This window comes from Aeromonas bestiarum (assembly GCF_000819745.1).
Classification (GTDB): Bacteria; Pseudomonadota; Gammaproteobacteria; order Enterobacterales; family Aeromonadaceae; genus Aeromonas; species Aeromonas bestiarum.
The window spans coordinates 37,093-59,309 of record NZ_CDDA01000033.1 but is presented as its reverse complement, the minus strand read 5'-3'; the positions used below and the strand labels follow the sequence as shown (position 1 = coordinate 59,309).

The following is a 22,217-nucleotide window of genomic DNA, read 5'->3' as shown; positions in this document are numbered from 1 at the left end:
TATTCCTTTTGTTCGGAACGTCTCATCCCATGATCGACATTGGTCTCAACCTCACCAGCAGCCAGTTTGCCGGTGAACAGCCAGCACTGGTGGCCCGTGCCCGCGCCGCCGGGGTCGAGGCGCTGATCCTGACTGGCACCGATCTGGTCGGTAGCCGAGAAAGTGCTGACCTGGCTGCGCTGTGGCCGGGTTACTGCTTCTCCACCGCGGGTGTGCATCCCCACGATGCCAAGAGCGTCGATGAGCAGACCCTGCCCGCATTGCGTGCGCTGGCGGCCTTGCCGCAGGTGGTGGCCATCGGCGAGTGCGGCCTCGACTACAACCGGGACTTCTCCCCCCGTCCGGTGCAGGATGCGGTATTCGACGCCCAGCTGGCGCTGGCCGCCGAGCTAGGGATGCCGGTGTTTCTGCACTGCCGCGATGCCCACGCCAGGTTCATCGAGATCCTGCGTCCCTGGCTGCCCAGGCTGCCGGGAGCCGTGCTGCACTGCTTCACCGGCTCTGACGAGGAGCTGGACGAGTGTCTGGCGCTCGGGCTGCATATAGGGGTGACCGGCTGGCTTTGCGACGAGCGCCGCGGCCAGCTGCTGCGCGAGCAGGTGGCCCGCATTCCGGCCGGTCGGCTGATGATAGAGACGGATGCCCCCTATCTGGTGCCGCGGGATCTGAAACCCAGACCGAAACGCAACGAACCCGCTTTTTTGCCGCACATCGCCCAGGTGGTGGCGGCTTGCCGTGGTGAAGCGCCCGAGGCCTTGCTGGCCCACACCCGGGCCACCTCCGCCGCGTTCTTCCAACTTCCTCTTTTGGAGTGATTCATGGCTACAACACTTCCTGGCGCCTTTCCGGGTCGCCGCCTGCGCCGGGTGCGCAAACATGATTTCAGCCGTCGTCTGGTGCGCGAGAACGTACTGACCGCCAACGATCTCATCTATCCCGTGTTCGTGCTGGAGGGGGAGAACCGCCGTGAGGCCGTCACCTCCATGCCGGGGGTGGATCGTCTCTCCATCGATCTGCTGCTGGCGGAAGCCGAAGAGCTGGTCGCCCTCGGCGTGCCCGCCATCGCCCTGTTCCCTGTGACTCCGCTTCAGAGCAAGAGCCTGCTGGCGGAAGAGGCTTACAGCCCGGACGGTCTGGCCCAGCGGGCGACCCGCGCCCTCAAGGCTCGCTTCCCCGAGCTGGGTGTCATCACGGACGTGGCGCTCGACCCCTTCACCACCCACGGTCAGGACGGCATCATAGATGACGAAGGCTATGTGCTGAACGACATCACCACGGAAATACTGGTGAAGCAGGCGCTTTCCCACGCCGCCGCCGGGGTCGATATAGTGGCGCCGTCCGACATGATGGATGGCCGTATCGGCGCCATCCGTGCCGCGCTGGAAGAGAACGGCTTCATCAACACCCAGATCATGGCCTACTCCGCCAAGTACGCCTCCTGCTACTACGGCCCGTTCCGCGATGCAGTCGGCTCTGCCGGCAACCTGGGCAAGAGCAACAAGGCCACCTACCAGATGGATCCAGCCAACAGCAACGAAGCCTTGCACGAAGTGGCGCTGGATATCCAGGAAGGGGCCGACAGCGTCATGGTCAAACCGGGCATGCCTTATCTGGATGTGATCCGTCAGGTGAAAGATCAGTTCGGCGTGCCGACCTTCGCCTATCAGGTGAGCGGCGAGTACGCCATGCACATGGCGGCGATCCAGAACGGCTGGCTGAAGGAGAAGGAGAGCATCATGGAGTCCCTGCTCTGCTTCAAGCGGGCCGGTGCCGATGGCATCCTCACCTACTTCGCCAAGCGGGTGGCGCAGTGGCTGCAGGAAGACGCCAGACGCTGATGCCCGCCTTGCGCTTTCGCTGACAATGCCGACCCCCGGGTCGGCATTGTCGTCTCTGGCCTCCTTGTCGCTGATTTAATGAGCAAGTTTTCGCGAAAAGTGGGCAACTGGCCCGCCTCTCGGCGGCAAAGGCTTGATTAATGAGGTTTCTGCCTACATCTTAGATGGTCCAAGCAGGCTTCTGGACGGCAGGGGCTGTAGAGAATTTAGAGGTACCGCAGGATGAACAACCCTTTGCTGACAATGGACTCGCTGCCCCCTTTCAGCCAGATCCAGCCCGACCAGGTGCAAGCTGCCGTGACGCAGGCCATCGCCGATTGCAAACAGAAGATCAGCGATGTGCTGGCCCAGCGGGACCCCCATACCTGGGACAGTCTGATCGCGCCGCTGGAAGAGGTGAATGACCGCCTGGCGCGAGTCTGGTCACCGGTCAGTCATCTCAACTCCGTACTCAACAGCGAAGCGCTGCGCGCGGCCCACGATGCCTGCCTGCCGCTGTTGTCCGAGTTCCAGACCTATGTCGGTCAGCATGAGGGCCTCTATCAGGCCTATCGCGAGCTGGCCGAGAGCGACGACTTCCCGCTGCTGAGCCGTGCCCAGCGCAAGGAGATCCAGAATACCCTGCGCGATTTTCGCCTGTCCGGTATCGGCCTGCCCGCCGAGGCGCAGCAGCGCTACGGTGAAATCCAGGCCCGTCTCTCCGAGCTGGCTTCCCGCTTCAGCAACAACGTGCTGGATGCGACCCAGGGCTGGACCAGGCTGGTGACCGACGAGGCAGACCTGACCGGACTGCCGCAGAGTGCGCAGGCCGCCGCCCGCCAGCTGGCGGAGCAGAAGGGTCAGCAGGGCTGGCTGTTCACTCTGGATATTCCCTCCTACCTGCCGGTGATGATGTATGCCGACAACCGCGCGCTGCGCGCCGAACTGTATGAGGCCTTCACCACCCGCGCCTCGGATCAGGGCCCGAACGCCGGCAAGTGGGACAACTCCGCCATCATGACCGAGCTGCTCTCCCTGCGCCGCGAACTGGCCCTGCTGCTGGGTTTTGGCAACTATGCCGAGTTGTCGCTCGCCACCAAGATGGCGGACAAGACGGAGCAGGTGGTGGGCTTCCTCTCGGATCTCGCGGCCAAATCCCTGCCCCAGGGCAAGGCCGAGCTGGAGGAGATCCGCACCTTCGCCGCCGAGCAGCATGGCCAGAGCGAACTGGCGGCCTGGGATCTGCCCTATTACGCCGAGAAGCTCAAGCAGCACAAGTTCTCCATCTCCGACGAGCAACTGCGCCCCTACTTCCCAGCCAACAAGGTGGTGAAGGGCCTGTTCGAGGTGGTGAGACGGGTGTTTGGCATCAAGGTGCGCGAGCGCCTCGGCATCGACACTTGGCACCAGGACGTGCGCTTCTACGACATCTTCGATGCCGAGGACGAGCTGCGCGGCAGCTTCTACCTCGACCTCTATGCCCGCGAGCACAAGCAGGGCGGGGCCTGGATGGATGTGTGCCTGGGTCGTCGCTACCGTCAGGATGGCTCGCTGCAAAAGCCGGTGGCCTATCTGACCTGCAACTTCAACGGCCCTGTGGATGGCAAACCGGCCCTGTTCACCCACAACGAGGTGGTGACCCTGTTCCACGAGTTCGGCCACGGCATTCACCACATGCTGACCCGGATCGACGTGGCCGGTGTCGCCGGCATCAACGGCGTGGCCTGGGATGCGGTGGAGCTGCCGAGCCAGTTCCTGGAGAACTGGTGCTGGGAGTCCGAGGCGCTGGCCTTCATCTCCGGTCATCATGAAACCGGCGAGCCGCTGCCTGCCGATCTGCTGGAGAAGATGCTGACCGCTCGCAATTTCCAGGCCGCCATGCAGATGCTGCGTCAGCTGGAGTTCGCCCTGTTCGACTTCCGCCTGCACCAGGAGTTTGACCCGGCCAATCCGGATCAGATCCCGGCCCTGCTGACCGAGGTGCGCAGCCAGGTGGCCGTGATGACGCCGCCTGCGTTCAACCGCTTCCAGCACAGCTTCTCCCACATCTTCGCCGGCGGTTATGCGGCGGGTTACTACAGCTACAAGTGGGCCGAGGTGCTCTCTGCCGACGCCTACTCCCGCTTCGAGGAAGAGGGGATCTTCAACCCCGCCACCGGCCAATCCTTCCTGAAGAATATTCTGGAGAAGGGTGGTTCGAAGGAGCCCATGGAGCTGTTCCGTGCCTTCCGTGGCCGCGAACCCAGGGTCGATGCCCTGCTACGCCACAGCGGGATTGCCGCCTGAGGCCCGGCGCCCTTTGCCGCCGTGAGCTTCAAGCAGGTACACTTTTGCGGCATAGTGGGATCCTTGCGTGATTTTTGAGATAAAAAGGGACCTTTTGGTCCCTTTTCTCAAGGCTTTTTAATATCTTGCGGAGTGCATGTTTGCACTGTCCCCGCCTCTTCAGTAGAGTCGGGTTCTACCTTCCAAGGAGAGAAAGAACCTTGCCATGAGGCGAGCACTCGAGTCTGTCTATCAAATCATCTCAAGTCTGTCTCATTCGAGTGGTCAGGGATATTTCGATACCTTTGTGAGTGAAATCGCAGCAGCGGTCAGGGCCGACTTCGTCCTGATTTCAGGTAGGGATCAAGCGGGGCTGTTTTTCAAGGTGCACGCCGCCCATCCCGCATCTCTCGACACCACCAACTTCAGTTTTCCGGTTAGCGCCACCCCGGGGGAAGTCACCCTGCAAGAGGGGGAGGCCTGGTTCAGCGATCGCGTCCAGCAGCTGTTTCCCCATGCCGCCGTGCTACAGGCCTGGCATATTCAGGCCTATGCCGGTGTGGCCCTCAAGAATGCCCAGGGAGAGACCATAGGCATCTGCAGCGTGCTGTTCAAGCAGCCGCTCGCCAACATGGACAAGGTGATGGGCTTGCTGCGGTTGTTGGCACCGCTGGCGGGCCGCGAGCTGGCGCTGATGTGCCAGCAGTTGCCGGTGCAGAGTCAGCCCGAGTATCACCACTTCCTGCACACCATGATGTCCCACGCCCCCGTGGGGATTGGCAAGCTGGATCTGGATGGCAGGATCCTCTGGACCAACCCGGCCATCGAAAAGATGCTGGGTTACAGCCAGAATGAGCTGCTGCACCGTACCGCTGCCGAGCTCAACCATCCGGAAGACTGGCTGCGCAGCGTCTCCTGTTACGCTGAGCTCAAGCGCGGCGAGCGTACCGCCTTCACCCAGGAGAAGCGCTACCTGCACCGGGACGGTCAGGTGCTGTGGGGGAGAGTCACAGTCACCCTGGTGCGGGATGATCAGCAGCAGCCCGACTACCTGATGGTGGTGCTGGAGAATATCGACCCCCTCAAGCGCCATGCCGAGCAGCTCAAGCTCTCCCACCGGGTCTATGACAACCTCTCCGAAGCCATTCTGGTGTGCGATGCGGACAGCCGCATCATCTCGGTCAACCCGGCGTTCGAGCAGATCACGGGCTACAGCGAGACCGAGGTGTGCGGTCAGCGCCCCAGCCTGCTCAAGTCCGGGCTGCACGATCAGGCCTTCTACGCCGACATGTATCACGCGCTGGAGCGGGTAGGGGTCTGGCGTGGCGAGGTGTGGAACAAGCGCAAGAACGGCAAGCTCTACCCCCAGCAGCTGATGATCAGCACCCTGCGGGAAGGGGGCAGGATCAGCCAGTACATCGCCATCTTCAGCGATCTCTCCCAGACCAAGCTGGCGGAGCAGAAGATCGCCGCCCAGGCCAACTACGACAACCTCACCGGCCTGCCCAATCGCTGGTTGTTCGGCCGCTGCCTCAGTCGCTTCTGCGAGCGGGGCGAGCGCTTCGCGCTCATGGTGCTGGATCTCAACAACTTCAAGGCGGTCAACAACAGCATGGATCACCACGCCGGTGACGCCCTGCTGCGGGAGGTCTCGGATCGGCTGGTGAGCCGGGTGCGTACCGAGGATCTGGTGGCCCGCATCGGCGGCGACGAGTTCGCCTTCCTGGTGCCCGGCATAGTCAACCGCCGCCAGGCCGAGGTGTTCGCCAAGCAGGTGATAGGCGGTTTCGCCCGCCCCTTCATGCTGGCCAATCAGCACCTCTATGTGACGGCCACCATAGGCATCACCCTCTGCCCCGGGGATGGCGTCGAGAGTGACGAGCTGCTGCGCAACGCCGAACAGGCGCTGTTTGCCGCCAAGCGACAGGGACGCCTGCTCGGTACCTACTGCGCCTCCATGCGCGAAGAGGTGCGCCAGCGCCACCAGATGCAACAGGATCTGGCGGAGGCCATCAAGCTGGAGCAGCTGACCATGGCCTATCAGCCGATCTGGGACAACCGCAGCGGCCGGGTGGCCAAGCTGGAGGCGCTGGTGCGCTGGTATCACCCGCATTGGGGTCAGGTCTCGCCGGCGGACTTCATTCCGCTGGCGGAGGAGGCGGGGCTCATTCAGGGGCTGGGGGCGCTGGTGCTCTGGCAGTCCTGCCGCGATCTGGCGCGGTTGCAGCAATCCGGCTTCCCGGATCTGCAGATGTCCATCAACCGCTCCACCCTGGAGTTCCAGACCATAGATCCGGAGGCGAGCGAGTGGCTCAAGGTGATTCACCACTTCGGGCTCGACCCCTGTGACATAGTCATCGAGATCACCGAATCCCTGCTGATGGAGACCAGCGATCAGCACAGGGTGCGGATCGATGCCCTGCGCGAGGCGGGCTGCAAGCTGGCCATCGACGACTTCGGCACCGGCTATTCGGCGCTCAACTACCTGCGCAACTTCCCGGTGGATCTGGTCAAGATTGACCGCGCCTTCGTGCGCCACATCCCGTTCAACGAACAGGACAGGCTGCTGCTCGACGGCATCATCAACATAGTGCACAACCTCGGCATGCAGGTGGTGATCGAGGGGGTGGAGACGCGTGAGCAGCTCAACTTCCTTTGTCAGAAGGGGTGTGCCTTCACCCAGGGCTTCCTGCTCAGCCGCCCGCTGGCCTATGACGACCTGATCGAATACCTGCAACTCAACGACAAGAGCATGTTCCTGCAGATCAGCTAGCGGGCGATCACTCCGCCGGTTTCAGCTTGTCCTGCCTGCTTTTCAGCGTCCGATAGTCTTCGCCGAGATAACGCAGGTAGATGCGATCCAGCACACCCTCCTCCAGCATCTGCTGCAGTGCCTTGCTGTATGCGGGCAGCAGCGCGGCCCTTTGCTCGCCAAAGCAGAGGTAGAGCGGGGTCGAGTCGATGAAGGGGGAGAGCGCGCGGATCGGCACGTCCTGCTCCTTCGACAAGATGGGAGCCGAGAAGTAATCCAGGATGATCATGTCGACCCGGCTCTTTTCGAGCAGCAACAGCAGCTGTTTGTCCGAGTGCGCCTTGATCGGCACCCAGCCGTCATAGTGCTTGATCTTGTCCGTGTAGTCATAGCCCCTCACCATGCCGACCTTCATCCCCCTGGCCATCTCCCATGAGAAGTTGTGCAGGGGGCTGTCGGTGCGCACATAGGCGGCCAGGGGATAAAAAGCGGTCGCGAGATCGGGGTGATGACAACCGGGCAGCGGGGCATTGTCGAGAATGCCGTCGGCGAGCCGGGTGCTGACATACTGCTCGCAGCGCCCCCATGGCAGTTCGATCAGGCTGAGCTTCATCCCCAGACGCCGGGCGGCCTCCTGATGGATCTCGATGGAAATCCCCTCGGTCAGGCGCCCCTGCTCCGCATAGGAAAAGGGGGGCCAGTCCACCCCGCATACCTTCAGGTCTGTGCCGCTCTGGGCGGCGAGTAGCAAGGCGATGAGCAGGTGCATGGGGTTTCCTCCCTACAGCGATGGAAAGGGGCTGTGGTACACTCCCTTCACTGAACTTAGAACGCCTCCAAAGACCATGCAAATCCTCCTCGAAGACCCCGCCAAGGCCGCGCTGGCGCAAGCGCTGGCCAGCCAGCTTGACCAGACCGACTACCCCCAGTTCGCCCTGGTGTTTACGCCTGAGCGGCTGGAGCTGCGCAAGCTGGACGAGCCCAAGCTGGGGGCCGTCTACGTGGACTTCGTGGAAGGGGCTGTGGCCCATCGCCGCAAGTTTGGCGGCGGACGGGGCCAGTCCATCGCCAAGGCGGTCGGGCTCAAGGCCGGGGCGACCCCGACCGTGGTGGATGCCACCGCAGGGCTGGGCCGCGACGCCTTCGTGCTGGCCTCCCTCGGCTGCAAGGTGACCCTGATCGAGCGCAGCCCCGTGGTGGCGGCCCTGCTGCAGGATGGGCTGATGCGGGCGGCGCAGGATCCCGAGATAGGCCCCTGGGTCAGCGAGCGGATGCGGCTGCTGCAAGGGCCGGCGGTGGACAACCTGCTGGCGTTGACCGAGCGGCCCGAGGTGGTCTATCTCGACCCCATGTTCCCCCACAAGCAGAAATCGGCGCTGGTGAAGAAGGAGATGCGGGTGTTCCAGTCGCTGGTGGGGCCGGATCTCGATGCGGATGCCCTGTTGCCGGCGGCCCTCAAGATGGCGGACAAGCGGGTGGTGGTGAAGCGGCCCGACTACGCGGGCTGGCTCAATGAGCACAAACCCAGCATGGCCATCGAAACCAAGAGCAACCGCTTCGATGTCTACGTGATGGCGGCGCTGGCGGCGAGTTGACTGCCGGCCTGAGGTCGCGGGATGAAAAAAGGAGGGCCAACAAGGTGTTGGCCCTCCTTTTTTAGGTTTGGCGTTCAGGTGGCGGGGGCGGAGGCGAAGCGGATCAGCTTCTCTTCCCCCTGCCAGACCAGGCTCAGGCTAGCCAGCTCGGCCAGGCTGAGCCGCTCGCCACTCTCCAGCAGCAGATACTCGACGCCCTCGCTGGCTGTTATGGTGCGGATCTTGTCTACCCATTGCCGTCCCGCCCTGGTGGTGAGCGTGACGGATAACTGCCAGCTGGCGGCGATCTCGAGCCAGTCGTAGAGGTCACAGCTGATGGGCTGGTAATCTGCCATGCGTGTCTTGCCTCTCGCTACTGGAAGTTGATGCTGGTGGCGGGGGCGACCACCGCCTGACCCTTCAGCACCTGCTCCAGTTGCAGCGGATCGCCTGCCAGCTCGGGATCATCCTCGTTGCCATTGCAGACCAGGGCCAGATCGTAATTGCCGAGGTCAACAAAGCCCAGCTCGTAGCCAAAGCCACCCGCGGTCAAGGGCTGCACGGGGGCGCTGGCGTAGAAGCCGTTGTCGCTGTCGGCCATATCGGGGTAGTTGTCATCGTTTCTCGGCTGATAGAGATAGACGAAGGCCTTGTCGGTCAGCTGAGCGCCGCAGGCACCGCTCGCCACAGTGCCCTTGACGGTCGCGACCTGGGTATTGTTCACCAGCCGCACCCCTCTGGGCTTGAGCTTGTAGTACTGCTCGTGGCCCGGCAGCACCATGGCGTGGCGCAGATCGAACTCAGTGGTGAAGGCGCTGAGGCCGTTGGCGGCTATGGTGAAGGCGTCCAGCTTGAGCTCGCTGCTGGGCACCTCCAGCGGCTTGATCACCCCATCATCCTGTTTGACGTAGGAGTAGGGGGTGCCACCCAGAAACTGGTTGCTGACCTCCCGTCCATCCAGCACTCGCAGCCGCATCTGGCTGTAGTCACCGGGTACCACGCTCTGGCTGGCCAGCAGGGGACGGCTGGCGGAGCCCTGGTATTGCAGCAGATCTATGTAGGTGAACAGGGGATGTCCCGCGCTGTCGAGGGGAATTGTCTCCCCCGTCGGCGTGCAACCGTCGTCCTGGGCCGAGGTCAGGAAGCTGGCGGTTGTCCAGCCCAGCTCGGTGCCTGTCACTGGGTGAATACTGATGTTGGAGACGGCGATGCAGACCTTGCTGACCGCATCCACGGGGGCATCGGAGAAGGCCAGCGACAGCTGGGTATTCTGCTGGCTGTTGTTGTCACCGCCGCCACCACCACAGGCAGTCAGCAGGGCGGTCAGGCCTATCAGAGTCAAAGGTTTCATGGCGTCCATTCCTGTTTGAGAGACGATCCTACTCTAGCCGAGATGGAGAAACTGGGTGGAATGCAAGACGATCAGGAGGGGCGTGATCGGGCTGAAAAGCCAATGAAATCAAAGGCAAGTCTTGAATGAAGCCATGTGTGGCTGCGAAAGGGATTGTCGGAACAGGTGAGGCGGGGTGAAAAGGGGAGCTGATTGGGCGCGGGCCCAATCAGGCTTCCAGCAAGCGGGTGGGCCAGCCCAGCTTCTGCTGGCGTTCCACTTCGAGTCGCAATTCGCTGGCGCGCAGGTAGTGCTCATCCAGCCAGCCCTTGGGCAGGGTCAGGGTCAGCGCCTCTTCATCGGCCTGCAGGGTGAAGCTGGGGACTGTGCCCTGGGTACGGCGCATGCAGAGGATCAGCGAGATGCGCAGAATGCGGGCCAGCCGGATCGCCTGCCGACCGGTGACGGCGCCCTGCTTCTCCAGGGTTTCCAGCTTTAATTCGTCCCGCTGGTTGAACAGCAGGGCCGACAACAGCTTCTTTTGCGCAGGGGTGAAGCCCGGCATGTCGATGTTGTCGATGATGTAGGCGGCGTGTTGCGGCGCCTTCTTGTACTCGATGCAGAGGCCAATCTCGTGCAGCAGAGCCGCATAACGCAGGATGGGGCGACCGTAACGTTTCGAGAGGCGCCAGCTCGGCTGCAGCTGGGTGAAGGCCTCGATGGCGGTGTCGCGCACCCGCTCGGCATGCTCCTTGTCCAGCTGATAACGGCTGATCAGGCTGTCGGCGGTGCGATCCCGGGCATCACAGTCGTGATTGTTGCCGAGCAGACCGTAGATCAGTCCTTCCCGCAAGGCGCCGCCCGCCAGGGTCATGCTCTCGATGCCGAGAGTCTCGAAGATGGCGATCAGGATGGCGAGGCCGGAGGGGAACACGGTCAGCCGCTCGGCCGCCAGCCCTTCCAGCTGCAGCCGGTCCAGCCTGCCACAGGCGATGGCCTGACCCATCAGCTCCTGCAGTTTCGGCAGTGTGACCCGCTCGCTCTTCCCTTGCGCCAGCATGATCTCCTGCAGCGCCTGCACCGTGCCGGAGGCGCCGACGCAGGTGCGCCAGCCCAGGGTGCGGTAATCTTCCGCCACCTTCTCCAGTACCGCCTTGGCGGCCGCGATGGCCTGCCCGAAGCGGGCTTCACTCAGCTCGCCGTCACCGAAGTGGTTGTTGAGCCAGGTGACGCAGCCCATGTGCAGGCTGTTGAGCAGTTTGGCTTCGCTGTGCTCGCCGATCACCAGCTCTGTGCTGGCGCCGCCTATGTCGATCACCAGCCGGTTGCCTTCCCCGGCTGAGGTCCAGGAGACCCCCTCGTAGATGGTCTTGGCCTCTTCCTCGCCCGAGATGATCTCTATGCTGTGGTTGAGCACCCGTTCCGCTTCGCTGAGGAACTCGTCGACGTTGGTGGCAAGGCGCAGCGTGGCGGTGCCCACCACCCGGATGTTGTCGGCCGGAATGTCCTGCAACTGCTCGGAGAACAGGCGCAGACAGTCCCAGCCCCGCTCCATGGCGGCACGGCTGAGACGAAATTCCGGATCGAGCCCGGCGGCGAGGCGAACCTTGCGCTTGACCTTGGTGACGGTGCGCAGCGCACCGGCGACCTCGCGCACCACCAGCATATGAAAGCTGTTGGAGCCGAGGTCGATGGCGGCATAGAGCGGCGAGTTGTACAACTGGGCCTGTCCTTCAGCTCTTGCGCGGCGGACGACGACGGTTGTTGCTGTTGCCACCGCCCTGGCGATCCCGCATGTTGCGGTTCACCGGCTGACGGTTGCGAACGACCCGTTTCGGTGCGGTCACGTCATCCAGCAGCGCCTCGCGGTCATACTTGCTGACCGGGATCGGGTGGTGGATGTACTCCTCGATGGCCGGCAGGTTGAAGGCATAGTCTTCACAGGCCAGGCTGATGGAGTGACCGCTCTTGCCGGCACGACCGGTACGACCGATACGGTGTACATAGTCCTCGGCGTCGTCGGGCAGGTCGTAGTTGAAGACGTGGGTCACGTCCGGGATGTGCAGACCACGGGCGGCCACGTCGGTGGCGACCAGTATGTCCAGCGTTCCCTTGGTGAAGTCTTCCAGGATCTTCATCCGCTTCTTCTGCGGCACGTCACCGGTCAGCAGACCGACGCGGTGGCCGTCATTCTCCAGCCACGCATGCACGTCTTCACAGACATGCTTGGTGTTGGCGAAGACGATGGCCTTTTCCGGCCACTCTTCTTCCATCAGGGAGAGCAACAGCAGCATCTTGTCTTCGTTGGAGGGGTAGAACAGCTCCTCCTTGATGCGCACGCCCGTCATCTGCTCAGGCTCCACCTGCACGTGTTCCGGGTGGTTCATGTGCTCGTAGGCCAGCTCCTGCACCCGCAGGGAGAGGGTGGCGGAGAACAGCATGCTCAGCCGCTCGGTCGGCGCCGGCATGCGGCGGAACAGGAAGCGGATGTCCTTGATGAAGCCCAGATCGAACATGCGATCCGCTTCATCCAGCACCACGACCTGAATGTTGCTCAGATCGATGACCTTGGACTTGAAGTAGTCGATGATGCGGCCCGTGGTGCCGATCAGGATGTCGACACCCTGCTCCAGCACGGCCAGCTGCTTGTCGTAACCTTCGCCGCCGTAGGCGAGGCCAAGCTTGAGGCCGGTAGAGGCGGCTATGCTGTCGGCATCGTTGTAGATCTGTACTGCCAGTTCCCGGGTGGGCGCCATTATGATGGCTCTGGGTTGGTTAACCAGACGGGGATTGGTCAGCGGGTGGGTCAGCAAATAGTTGAATGTCGCGGCCAGGAAGGCAATGGTCTTGCCGGTTCCTGTCTGGGCCTGACCGGCGAGGTCATGACCTTCTACCAGCAGTGGCAGAGACAGTGCCTGGATGGGCGTGCAATAGTGAAATCCCTTTGATTCCAGACCAGCCAGAACTTCGGGTTCGAGGCCCATTTGGGCGAATTTTTCGGTCGTTAAGTGTGTTTTGCTCATGGCGGTAGGTTATCAGGTTAGGCTTGCAATAATAAACAGGATCATTTCAAATAGGGCAACTATTGCCTTTGTTGATACGTCAATAAAGCCTTAATTACTGACTGGAGTTGGAGATGAGTGACAAGATTGTTCAGCTGAGCGATGCCAGCTTCGAGGCAGATGTAATCAAAGCCGATGGCGCCGTTCTGGTCGACTTCTGGGCCGAATGGTGTGGTCCGTGCAAGATGATTGCCCCGATCCTGAACGAAGTCGCCCAAGAGTATGCCGGTCGTGTGACAGTGGCGAAATTGAACATCGACCATAACGCCGACACTCCGCCCAAGTATGGCATTCGCGGTATTCCGACCCTCTTGCTGTTCAAGAATGGCGAAGTGGCAGCGACCAAGGTCGGTGCCCTGTCCAAGACTCAGCTGAAAGAGTTTCTGGACGGTAACCTGTAATAATCAAAAAGGAGCGCATTGCAATAATGCGCTCCTTGTGTTTTATCACCTAGACGCTCATCCCGATTGGTGCTAGTTTATCGTTCGTTTGCTAACCTTTTTGCCTGACTCTTTGCTTAACAACAGCCCGGCAAATCAAATCCGATCAGCATCAATCCAGCAGACTGTCTCCTCATTTCAATCCTTGCTTACAGACTTTCACCACTATGAATCTGACTGAATTAAAGAACACTCCTGTGTCCGAGCTGGTCAAGCTTGGCGAATCCATGGGGTTAGAAAATCTGGCTCGGGCGCACAAGAAAGATATTATTTTCGCGATCCTCAAGGCGCATGCCAAGGGTGGTGAGGATATCTTTGGCGACGGTGTGCTGGAAATCCTGACCGATGGTTTTGGCTTCCTGCGCAGTGCAGACGGCTCCTATCTGGCAGGCCCGGACGATATCTATGTCTCCCCAAGCCAGATCCGCCGCTTCAACTTGCGTACCGGCGATACCATCTCCGGCAAGATCCGGCCACCGAAAGAGGGCGAACGTTATTTCGCGCTGCTCAAGGTCAACGAGGTCAACTACGACCGTCCGGAAAACGCCCGCAACAAGATCCTGTTCGAAAACCTGACGCCCCTGCATGCCAACGAGCGTCTGCGCATGGAACGGGGCAATGGTTCGACCGAAGATATCACGGCCCGTGTGCTGGACCTGGCTTCCCCCATAGGTAAAGGCCAGCGCGGCCTGATCGTGGCACCGCCCAAGGCCGGTAAGACAATGCTGCTGCAGAATATCGCCCAGAGCATCGCCTACAACCACCCGGACTGTGAACTGATCGTCCTGCTGATCGACGAGCGTCCGGAAGAAGTGACCGAGATGCAGCGCATGGTGAAGGGTGAAGTCATTGCTTCTACCTTCGACGAGCCGGCATCCCGTCACGTCCAGGTCGCCGAGATGGTGATCGAGAAGGCCAAGCGCCTGGTCGAGCACAAGAAGGACGTGGTGATCCTGCTGGACTCCATCACCCGTCTGGCCCGTGCCTACAACACAGTCATACCCTCATCCGGCAAGGTACTGACCGGTGGTGTGGACGCCAACGCCCTGCACAGACCCAAGCGTTTCTTCGGCGCCGCGCGTAATGTTGAGGAAGGCGGCAGCCTGACCATCATAGCGACCGCGCTGGTTGATACCGGTTCCAAGATGGACGAGGTTATCTACGAAGAGTTCAAGGGTACCGGCAACATGGAACTGCACCTCTCGCGCAAGATTGCCGAGAAGCGCGTCTACCCGGCCATCGACATCACCCGCTCCGGCACCCGGAAGGAAGAGTTGCTGACTACCGGTGACGAGCTGCAGAAGATGTGGATCCTGCGCAAGATCATTCACCCCATGGGGGAGATCGACAGCATAGAGTTCCTGATCGACAAGTTGGCTGCCACCAAGACCAACGACGAATTCTTTGACTCCATGCGGCGTCAACAGAAGTAATCCGGTCGGAGAATGACGAAACCGCGGCTCAGGTCGCGGTTTTTGTTTATCTATTTTCCGGTCGCTTGAGTAGTATGAAACCTCGATGTCACAAGGACAGGGACGTCATGAAGCTGGTACTCCTGATATGGCTCGGTTGGCTGATGGGCATGCCGGTGCATGCTGCCCCCTCGGTGGCCAAGTCCGAGCTGGTCGCCGATGAAGGGCTGCAGGGCCATCTCGACTATCTGGGCAGCCGTCTGCAGCAGGGGCAGTTTGCCGCCATGGACTCGCTGCTGGACTCGCTGGCCGTGGGCCAGCGGGAATACCTGCTGTGCCGGCTGCTGGCCACTCTGGATGCCAGCCCCAGAGCGAGTTCCCCCGAACTGCTGGCCTGGGTGCGCGCCCAGTCGGTCAAGGCGCCCCGCTGGCTGGTGGAGAAGGAGGTGGACGGCTTTCTGATCCAGCAGCCCGCCTATGATTTTGCCGCTGCGGCGCGGCTGGTGCTGAGCCGCTGGCAGCAACAGGCCTGGCAGGACAACTACCGTCAGTTGCTGGAGCAGAACAGCTTCGAATTCAAACAGATCTACAACAGCCGCAACCCGGACCTGGCCCAGCAGCAGCAGGCGTTGCTGGCGGTACTCGAGCGGCAGCCGCTCTTTGTCTTGCAGCGCGAGGCGCGCAAGCTGGCCGCAATGAGCATCTTCCTGCCCGACAACCAGCTGCTGCGACAGCTGCTCGAGCGCACCGGCGACAGCGCCCTCTATCAGAAGTTGTGGCACCAGCCGGTGGATCACGACAGCGTTGCCGCCCTTCGGAGCGTGGCCCGTTTTCACCAGGGGCAGGCGGCGAGCGACCTGCTGATCGCCGCCAGCCGCAACGGCCGCCTGAAACTGCCCGCCCTGCAACAACTCAGCCAGCTCTCGCCCCTGCCCGACACGGCGCAGCAGTTCCTGCTGGCCGAGCTCGGCAATCGTCAGTACAGCGGTCAGGTGGCAAGTCTGCTGTTGCAGATGGATGAACCCAGGCTGCTGGCTCAGCTCGCCGATCGACTCACCCGGCAGGAAAAGCGCCATGCAAGTCCTGTGATGCTGCCCGATACGGGTACACCCGTCGCCCCGCCAGGGTTATAATGCGGCATCGCCTGAACACAGGGTACCTGCATGAAATACAAGGATTTGCGTGATTTCATCGCGCAGCTGGAACAAAACGGACAACTCAAGCGCATCACCCGCGAGATAGATCCCTATCTGGAAATGACGGAGATCAGCGATCGCACCCTGCGTGCGGGTGGCCCGGCCCTGCTGTTCGAAAATCCCAAAGGTTACCGCATGCCGGTGCTGACCAACCTGTTCGGTACCCCGGATCGGGTCGCCATGGGCATGGGCCAGCCCAACGTCGGTGCCCTGCGCCAGGTCGGGGTCTGGCTCTCCTATCTGAAGGAGCCCGAGCCGCCGCGCGGCCTCAAGGAGCTGATGGAGAAGCTGCCCATCTTCAAGCAGGTGCTCAACATGCCGACCAAGCGCCTCTCCTCCGCCCCTTGTCAGCAGGTGGTGCTGGAAGGGGAGGCGGTCGATCTGGACCAGATCCCGATCCAGCACTGCTGGCCCGGCGATGTGGCGCCTCTGGTCACCTGGGGCCTCACCATCACCCGCGGTCCCTACAAAAAGCGGCAGAACCTCGGCATCTACCGTCAGCAGAAGATCGGCAAGAACAAGCTGATCATGCGCTGGCTGGATCACCGCGGCGGTGCCATCGATTTTCGCGAGTGGCAGGAAGCCCATCCGGGCGAGCGCTTCCCCGTGGTGGTGGCGCTGGGTGCCGATCCTGCGACCATACTCGGCGCTGTGACGCCTGTGCCTGACTCTCTCTCCGAATATGCGTTTGCCGGTCTGCTGCGTGGCAGCCGCACCGAGGTGGTGAAGGCGCTGAGCTGTGAGCTTGAGGTGCCCGCCAGCGCCGAAATCGTGCTGGAAGGCTATCTGGAGCCGGGGGAGATGGCTCCCGAAGGGCCTTATGGGGATCACACCGGCTACTACAACGAGGTGGACGAGTTCCCTGTTTTCACCATCACCCACATGACCATGCGTCGCGATGCCATCTACCACAGCACTTACACGGGCCGTCCGCCCGATGAGCCGGCGGTGCTCGGGGTGGCATTGAACGAGGTGTTCGTGCCGCTGCTGCAGAAGCAGTTCCCCGAAATTGTGGACTTCTACCTGCCGCCAGAAGGCTGCTCCTACCGGATGGCGGTGGTGACCATCAAGAAGCGTTACCCCGGCCATGCCAAGCGGGTGATGCTGGGAGTCTGGTCCTTCTTGCGCCAGTTCATGTACACCAAGTTCGTGATCGTCTGCGATGACGACATCAACGCCCGCGACTGGAAGGACGTGATCTGGGCCATCACCACCCGGATGGACCCGGCCCGGGATACCACCCTGATCGAGCACACCCCGATCGACTATCTGGACTTCGCCTCGCCCGTCTCCGGCCTTGGCTCCAAGATGGGGCTGGATGCCACCAACAAGTGGCCGGGGGAGACCAACCGCGAGTGGGGGCAACCCATAGTCCAGGACGAGGCGGTGAAGCAGAAGGTGGATGCCATCTGGGACGAGCTGGCTATTCTCGGCTAGGCCCGGCTGCCTGGGATTTATATCACTCGGGCCGGGTCGAACATGCCCGGCCAGCCAGAGGATCCGCGGTGCCACCGCCGTTCTGGTGCAAAAGGTTGATGATCTCCGGGCGGAATTGGGTATGCTCGGGGAACCTGACCAGCTGCACTGGTCGTCAGTCCACAGTGAATCAATGAGCGAAAGCGGGCCGAGCGAGCCCGTCACAAGGATAAGAATGCAACGTATCAAGTGCCGCGTAGAGGAACTGCGCGAATATGTCGACACCATCTGGCACGTGGCCCTGACGCCGCAGCAAGCGGTCAGCTTCAAGCCGGGCCAGTATCTGCTGGTGGTGATGAGCGATTCGGACAAGCGCCCCTTCTCCATCGCCAACTCACCGACCCGCCCCGGCGTGCTGGAGCTGCAGATCGGTGCCACCCCCGAGAACGCTTATGCAGGTCAGGTGCTGGCCCGCATGCGCGAGCAGGGCGAGATAGAGATTGAACTGGCGGCAGGCAAGGCCTTCCTGCGGGAAGAGTCGCCCCGTCCGTTGATCCTGATGGCGGGGGGAACCGGCTTCTCCTATGCCCGCTCCATCCTGGAGTTCCTGATCGATACCGGCAGCAAGCGCCCCGTGTTCTTCTACTGGGGCGTGCGCCAGGCGCACTGGCTCTATGAACAGGAGCAGATGCAGCAGTGGGCGCGCGACTATGCACCGCTGACCTTCATCCCCGTGGTGCAGGAGCCGGAAAGCGACTGGACCGGCAAGACGGGTCTGGTGCACAAGGCCATCATGGATGACTTCGTCAGTCTGCATGACTACGACATCTATGTGGCAGGCCGTTTCGAGATGGCCGGCGCGGCGCGGGAGGAGTTCAAGATCCTCGGCGCAGAGCCTGAGCGCATCTTCGGCGACGCCTACGAGTTTATCTGAGCGCTAGCCGAGGGTCTCTTCGGCTAGCCAGAAACAACAAACCCCAGCCTGGCTGGGGTTTGTTTTATGTGCCGTGCGAGCCGGCGATGTCAGCGTTTGTTACTCGCCTTTGGCGCCGAGCTGCTGTTCCAGCTGCGTCAGCTTGGCCTCGAGGGCTGTCAGCTTCTCGCGGGTGCGCAGCAGCACCTTGGTCTGCACGTCAAACTCCTCGCGACTGACCAGATCCAGCTTGTTGAGCTGGGACTGCAACACCTGACGGATCTTTTTCTCCACCTCTTCACCCATGCTGCGAATGCCGGGCGGCAGGGAGTTGTGCACCTGTTTGGCGATCTCTTCCAGTTTCTTCGGGTCGATCATGTGGTTCTCCTTAAGCAATGGCGACATTCTACCGACAATTCAGCCGCTTTGCCGAGATCGGGGTGGCTTTTTGCCATCAGGAGCAGGGGAGTCGCTGGTCGGGTCTGGTATCCGGAATGAAGCTGTTAACCTATCGAGTCCCGTTTCTATTCCAATTCCTTGATGTTGTACACAAAAAAAGCAGATCAGATGACCGACCAGACGCTTAACAATTGTTGCGTTGCTGTTAAGATGGTTCGGTCGGGTTTTCACCCTCCCCCGTCAGCACATCATGGATAACAACTAAAAAGAGATAAGGATATGAAAAAGAAGCTAATTTATGCCGCAGTTGTCAGTGCCCTGTTGGCTGGCTGTGGTGGCAGTGACGATAACAAAGGCGACACCTCAAGCTATCTCGACTATCTGTTGACCGGTTCCAACGCGGTGCGCCCCAGCGCCCTGGCGGCCCGGGCCAGCGATGGTACCCTGAAATTCTCCACCGAGACTGCGGATCTCTCCAACCCCGTCTCCGCCATGTCGACCCTTGATGGCTGGTCCACGACCCAGGCTATCCAGATCGTGCCCGTCACCTCGTCCGGCATCACGGTTCAGGCACCGACGGCGGCCGAGTTTGGCGCCTCTGTGGCACCGCTCTACCTGCTGGAATTGACCTTCGACAGCACTGCCCTGCGCCCGAGCGGCGTGAAGAAGGTGCTGACCTACGGCGTGGACTTCGTGGTCGCCGCCTCGGCCGGCAAGCTGAACCTGGTTCCGCTCAAGCCGTTGAACCCGTCCTCCTACTACATGATAGTGGCCACAGACTCGCTGAAAGACAGCCGTGGCGATGCCCTCAAGGCAGGCAGTGACTACGGCAACTACAAGAACAACGTCGGCAGCAATGCCCAGGAGCAGACCATCAACGGTCTGATCGCGCTGCAGGAAGGGCTGTTCAAGGCTGCGACCGGCATAGCGACGGATCATGTGATCTTCTCCGACTGGTTCGGCACCCAATCCGGCGCCGATGTGCTGGTGGCGGTGAAGGGCGCGGCCGCTTCCGTACTGAAGAGCCCAACCCTGGACGCTGCCGCCCTGTGGAAGCAGGATGCCCTTGGCAACACCAGCCTGCCCGGCACCTATACCCTGGCCGTGACCGGCAACAATGCCTTCCTGACCCAGCTGGATGCCGAGCAGTTCCTGCCGCAGGAGCAGAAAGATGCGATCGCCACCGCCTTCGGCCCCGGCGCTCCGCTCAACCCCATTGCCCAGGGCACCAAGGTCTACACAGGTACCGTCAAGCTGCCTTACTTCCTCTCCTCGCCGTCCACCGCCGGTTCCTGGAGCAAGGCCAAGACCCAGTCCTGGCACGGTGCCATCCCCAGCCTGTACGCCATCGCCAATGCGCTGAAGGCGTCTGACAGCGAAGTGATCGCCGGGCTGGTGGGGGCGGGTGTGGATCCGGCCCTGCTGGCGACGCTGATTGCCGATCCGACCCGCCAGGCCGAGCTGCTGGCCGAGGCGAGCAAGCTGATCGGGGTGACCCTCACCTCCGGCGGCAAGCCGCTGGACGCCGAGCAGAACATTGGCCGCTTCAACCCGCTGCCGATGCTGGAAGAGGTGCAATCCGTGCCGATGCGTGTCTTCGCCAAGGATGCCCTCAACACCATCACGGATGTCATCATCTATCAGCACGGTGTGACCTCGGTGAAAGAGAACGCCTACGCGCTGGCGCTGGGCCAGATCTATGCCGGCATGCAGGCGGGCAAGAAGGTGGCGCTGGTGGTGATCGATCATCCGCTGCACGGCGAGCGTGGCTTCGCTCTGAGTGGCAGCATGGATACTGTGACCACCTCCGACAATCCGACGCCGTACCTGAACCTGAGCTACCTGACAGTGGCGCGGGACAACCTGAAACAGAGCGTGGCGGACCTGCTGGGTCTGCGTCTGGCGGTTGGCCTGGCCAACGCCAATAGCGCCATCGGGACGCCCGGCAACCTCAAGGTGCACTTCCTGGGTCACTCCCTGGGTGCCATTTCGGGTACCAACCTGCTGGCGGTCGCCAACCAGACCCTGGGCAACGCGCAGGCGGATGCCCTGTTCAAGTTCGACACAGGTGGTCTGGCCATGCCGGGTGGCGGCATAGCGCCGCTGCTGCTGAACTCGCCGACCTTCGGCCCGACCATCAAGATGGGCGTGCTGACCAGCGGCAGTGCCGAGCTGAAGGCCGGTTTCACCGCCTATGCTCCCAACTGCCAGACGGCGGTGCCGACCTGCTTCGTCAACGAGTTCCTGCCGAGCCTGGACGCGGCCACTCAGGCGACCGCAGCCAGCACGCTGCAGAGCTACAGCTTTGCGGCCCAGTCGGTGCTGGATTCGGCTGACCCGATCAACCTCGGCCGTGGCATCAAGGCGGACTTCCCGCTGTTTGCCACCGAGATCGTGGGTGACGGTGCCCTGAGCCTGTCGGATCAGGTGATCCCGAACAGCATAGCGTCCGCCCCGCTGGGTGGTACCGAGCCGCTGTTCAAGGTGCTGGCGCTGCAACCCCTGACCGCCACAGGCGCGGCCAGCCACAATGCGGCCCGCTTCGTGGCCGGTGGTCACAGCTCGCTGCTGGCACCGGACGAGAACTTCGATCCGAGTGGCGACGTCACCACAGAGATGCAGTCTCAGTTCGGCAGCTTCTTCATGAGTGGCGGTACCGCGGTCCAGGTGACCAATGGCGGCCTGCTCAAGCAGTAAGCCAGTCGGCCAATAAAAACGCCGCCCCTTGGGGCGGCGTTTTGTTTTCTGGCGTAAAAACAGTGGCAGCAGGCTGCGGCAACAAACTCAGGCTGGTTTGTGATGGCGATCCAGCCAGCCTTGCAGCAGACCGACCAGCAGACCCACCAGGTGGGCCATGTTGGCAGTGCTGGTGCCGAGCAGGTCGAAGAAACCGAGCACCAGCCAGAACAGCATGAAGCCCATCAGCGCCGGTGGCAGGGTGAGGCCACAGGCCGGTTGCAGCTTGCCGCGCAGCCAGCAGTAGCCGAGCAGGGCATAGACAACGCCGGAGAGGCCGCCAAACAGCGGGCCGCTCGTGAAGAACTCGGCGATGTTGGGCAGGGCTGCCCCCACCAACAGCAGGATCAGCAGCTTGCCGCCGCCGAGGCGCTGCTCTATCTGGCCCCCCAGATACCACCACCACAGCAGGTTGAACACCAGGTGCAGCACCGAGAAGTGGATAAAGGCCGGGGTGAAGTAACGCCACGCCTGCCAGTCGGTGAACTGGGCCAGGGTCGGGTGGAACGCCAGCTCGTCAAAGATCGGCAGGCCTATGGCATTGAGCGCATAGATGGCCAGACAGGCGATGATCACCACCAGGGTCAGCGGCCCCGCCTGATGGAGGAAGTCGGTGACGGGATCCGTCATCCCCTTGCTGTAGTCGATGCGGGCATCCGCCCGACCCGACTGCCAGGAGGCCTCCATGTAGCGCGGGTGGGCCGGCTCTGCCAGGAAGCGTTTCACCTCCAGCTGGGCCTGGGCGAGGCGCTGTTCATCCGCCAGCCAGACCGAGACGCCGAGCTCGGACTGGGTCAGCTCGCACGAGATGCCGAGGGTGGCGAGGTAGTCCACCAGCGCCTGGGCCATGCGGGCGTTGTCGAGCACCAGCAGCTGGATCATGCCGGTTGAGGAGGGCTTGCCTG

Annotated in this window: 18 protein-coding genes; 11 read left to right on the top strand and 7 right to left on the bottom strand. The window is 62.0% G+C overall.

Annotated elements, in window-relative coordinates; genetic code table 11:
- The first annotated feature begins 29 nt into the window (after positions 1–29).
- The 4 genes from BN1118_RS17595 to BN1118_RS17580 all read left to right on the top strand — a co-directional run bounded on the left by BN1118_RS17595 (position 30) and on the right by BN1118_RS17580 (position 6,855).
- Positions 30–815: a TatD family hydrolase gene (locus BN1118_RS17595; RefSeq protein ID WP_043557295.1), complete on the top strand. Its 786-nt coding sequence runs from the start codon at positions 30–32 to the stop codon at positions 813–815.
- A gap of 3 nt (positions 816–818) precedes the next feature.
- Complete coding sequence (hemB, locus tag BN1118_RS17590) at positions 819–1,838, top strand: porphobilinogen synthase (RefSeq protein ID WP_043557294.1); 1,020 nt, start codon at positions 819–821, stop codon at positions 1,836–1,838.
- A gap of 222 nt (positions 1,839–2,060) precedes the next feature.
- Positions 2,061–4,103 (top strand): oligopeptidase A, encoded by a 2,043-nt coding sequence (gene prlC / locus BN1118_RS17585; RefSeq protein WP_043557293.1) that lies wholly within the window; start codon positions 2,061–2,063, stop codon positions 4,101–4,103.
- A gap of 205 nt (positions 4,104–4,308) precedes the next feature.
- A complete protein-coding gene (locus tag BN1118_RS17580) occupies positions 4,309–6,855 on the top strand; it encodes a putative bifunctional diguanylate cyclase/phosphodiesterase (protein ID WP_043557292.1) in 2,547 nt (848 codons plus the stop codon).
- A 7-nt stretch (positions 6,856–6,862) separates the two neighbouring features.
- On the opposite strand, the gene BN1118_RS17575 is transcribed toward BN1118_RS17580, so the two are convergent.
- A complete protein-coding gene (locus BN1118_RS17575; protein ID WP_043557291.1) occupies positions 6,863–7,603 on the bottom strand; it encodes a substrate-binding periplasmic protein in 741 nt (246 codons plus the stop codon).
- Positions 7,604–7,679: 76 nt separating this feature from the next.
- On the opposite strand from BN1118_RS17575, the gene BN1118_RS17570 reads away from it, so the two are divergent.
- Positions 7,680–8,429, top strand: coding sequence for a class I SAM-dependent methyltransferase (locus BN1118_RS17570; protein ID WP_043557290.1), 750 nt, complete (start codon positions 7,680–7,682; stop codon positions 8,427–8,429).
- A 74-nt stretch (positions 8,430–8,503) separates the two neighbouring features.
- Here the strand turns inward: BN1118_RS17570 and BN1118_RS17565 are convergent, their stop codons facing one another.
- The 4 genes from BN1118_RS17565 to rhlB all read right to left on the bottom strand — a co-directional run bounded on the left by BN1118_RS17565 (position 8,504) and on the right by rhlB (position 12,761).
- Positions 8,504–8,764 carry a Rho-binding antiterminator gene (locus BN1118_RS17565; RefSeq protein ID WP_043557288.1) on the bottom strand — a complete coding sequence of 87 codons (261 nt, stop codon included), beginning with the start codon at positions 8,762–8,764 and terminating at the stop codon, positions 8,504–8,506.
- Between the two features lie 17 nt (positions 8,765–8,781).
- Complete coding sequence (locus BN1118_RS17560) at positions 8,782–9,759, bottom strand: DUF4382 domain-containing protein (protein ID WP_043557286.1); 978 nt, start codon at positions 9,757–9,759, stop codon at positions 8,782–8,784.
- 208 nt (positions 9,760–9,967) lie between these two features.
- A complete protein-coding gene (gppA, locus tag BN1118_RS17555) occupies positions 9,968–11,458 on the bottom strand; it encodes a guanosine-5'-triphosphate,3'-diphosphate diphosphatase (protein WP_043135795.1) in 1,491 nt (496 codons plus the stop codon).
- A gap of 13 nt (positions 11,459–11,471) precedes the next feature.
- Positions 11,472–12,761, bottom strand: coding sequence for an ATP-dependent RNA helicase RhlB (rhlB, locus tag BN1118_RS17550; protein WP_042867371.1), 1,290 nt, complete (start codon positions 12,759–12,761; stop codon positions 11,472–11,474).
- Between the two features lie 113 nt (positions 12,762–12,874).
- Between rhlB and trxA the strand changes: the two genes are divergently transcribed.
- The 5 genes from trxA (at position 12,875) to fre (ending at position 18,198) form a co-directional block, all read left to right on the top strand.
- On the top strand, positions 12,875–13,201 hold the full coding sequence (trxA, locus tag BN1118_RS17545; protein WP_005307306.1) for a thioredoxin TrxA: 327 nt from the start codon (positions 12,875–12,877) through the stop codon (positions 13,199–13,201).
- A gap of 206 nt (positions 13,202–13,407) precedes the next feature.
- Positions 13,408–14,673 carry a transcription termination factor Rho gene (rho, locus tag BN1118_RS17540; RefSeq protein WP_042036072.1) on the top strand — a complete coding sequence of 422 codons (1,266 nt, stop codon included), beginning with the start codon at positions 13,408–13,410 and terminating at the stop codon, positions 14,671–14,673.
- Positions 14,674–14,780: 107 nt separating this feature from the next.
- Positions 14,781–15,785, top strand: coding sequence for a hypothetical protein (locus BN1118_RS17535; protein ID WP_043557284.1), 1,005 nt, complete (start codon positions 14,781–14,783; stop codon positions 15,783–15,785).
- Between the two features lie 30 nt (positions 15,786–15,815).
- Positions 15,816–17,285: a 4-hydroxy-3-polyprenylbenzoate decarboxylase gene (ubiD, locus tag BN1118_RS17530; RefSeq protein ID WP_043135797.1), complete on the top strand. Its 1,470-nt coding sequence runs from the start codon at positions 15,816–15,818 to the stop codon at positions 17,283–17,285.
- Positions 17,286–17,499: 214 nt separating this feature from the next.
- Positions 17,500–18,198 carry an NAD(P)H-flavin reductase gene (gene fre / locus BN1118_RS17525; RefSeq protein WP_043135798.1) on the top strand — a complete coding sequence of 233 codons (699 nt, stop codon included), beginning with the start codon at positions 17,500–17,502 and terminating at the stop codon, positions 18,196–18,198.
- Positions 18,199–18,297: 99 nt separating this feature from the next.
- On the opposite strand, the gene ubiK is transcribed toward fre, so the two are convergent.
- Entirely contained in the window at positions 18,298–18,555 is a 258-nt protein-coding gene (gene ubiK, locus BN1118_RS17520) for a ubiquinone biosynthesis accessory factor UbiK (RefSeq protein WP_042867376.1), read from the bottom strand.
- A gap of 300 nt (positions 18,556–18,855) precedes the next feature.
- Between ubiK and BN1118_RS17515 the strand changes: the two genes are divergently transcribed.
- A complete protein-coding gene (locus BN1118_RS17515) occupies positions 18,856–21,273 on the top strand; it encodes a VolA/Pla-1 family phospholipase (protein WP_043557282.1) in 2,418 nt (805 codons plus the stop codon).
- Positions 21,274–21,360: 87 nt separating this feature from the next.
- Here the strand turns inward: BN1118_RS17515 and glpG are convergent, their stop codons facing one another.
- Entirely contained in the window at positions 21,361–22,194 is an 834-nt protein-coding gene (gene glpG / locus BN1118_RS17510; protein ID WP_043557301.1) for a rhomboid family intramembrane serine protease GlpG, read from the bottom strand.
- Positions 22,195–22,217 lie beyond the last annotated feature (23 nt).

Coding starts and splice junctions, on each gene's coding strand:
- BN1118_RS17595 (WP_043557295.1), top strand. CDS start 30: ATGATCGACATTGGTCTCAACCTCACCAGCAGCCAGTTTGCCGGTGAA.
- hemB (WP_043557294.1), top strand. CDS start 819: ATGGCTACAACACTTCCTGGCGCCTTTCCGGGTCGCCGCCTGCGCCGG.
- prlC (WP_043557293.1), top strand. CDS start 2,061: ATGAACAACCCTTTGCTGACAATGGACTCGCTGCCCCCTTTCAGCCAG.
- BN1118_RS17580 (WP_043557292.1), top strand. CDS start 4,309: ATGAGGCGAGCACTCGAGTCTGTCTATCAAATCATCTCAAGTCTGTCT.
- BN1118_RS17575 (WP_043557291.1), bottom strand. CDS start 7,603: ATGCACCTGCTCATCGCCTTGCTACTCGCCGCCCAGAGCGGCACAGAC.
- BN1118_RS17570 (WP_043557290.1), top strand. CDS start 7,680: ATGCAAATCCTCCTCGAAGACCCCGCCAAGGCCGCGCTGGCGCAAGCG.
- BN1118_RS17565 (WP_043557288.1), bottom strand. CDS start 8,764: ATGGCAGATTACCAGCCCATCAGCTGTGACCTCTACGACTGGCTCGAG.
- BN1118_RS17560 (WP_043557286.1), bottom strand. CDS start 9,759: ATGAAACCTTTGACTCTGATAGGCCTGACCGCCCTGCTGACTGCCTGT.
- rhlB (WP_042867371.1), bottom strand. CDS start 12,761: ATGAGCAAAACACACTTAACGACCGAAAAATTCGCCCAAATGGGCCTC.
- trxA (WP_005307306.1), top strand. CDS start 12,875: ATGAGTGACAAGATTGTTCAGCTGAGCGATGCCAGCTTCGAGGCAGAT.
- rho (WP_042036072.1), top strand. CDS start 13,408: ATGAATCTGACTGAATTAAAGAACACTCCTGTGTCCGAGCTGGTCAAG.
- BN1118_RS17535 (WP_043557284.1), top strand. CDS start 14,781: ATGAAGCTGGTACTCCTGATATGGCTCGGTTGGCTGATGGGCATGCCG.
- ubiD (WP_043135797.1), top strand. CDS start 15,816: ATGAAATACAAGGATTTGCGTGATTTCATCGCGCAGCTGGAACAAAAC.
- fre (WP_043135798.1), top strand. CDS start 17,500: ATGCAACGTATCAAGTGCCGCGTAGAGGAACTGCGCGAATATGTCGAC.
- ubiK (WP_042867376.1), bottom strand. CDS start 18,555: ATGATCGACCCGAAGAAACTGGAAGAGATCGCCAAACAGGTGCACAAC.
- BN1118_RS17515 (WP_043557282.1), top strand. CDS start 18,856: ATGAAAAAGAAGCTAATTTATGCCGCAGTTGTCAGTGCCCTGTTGGCT.
- glpG (WP_043557301.1), bottom strand. CDS start 22,194: ATGATCCAGCTGCTGGTGCTCGACAACGCCCGCATGGCCCAGGCGCTG.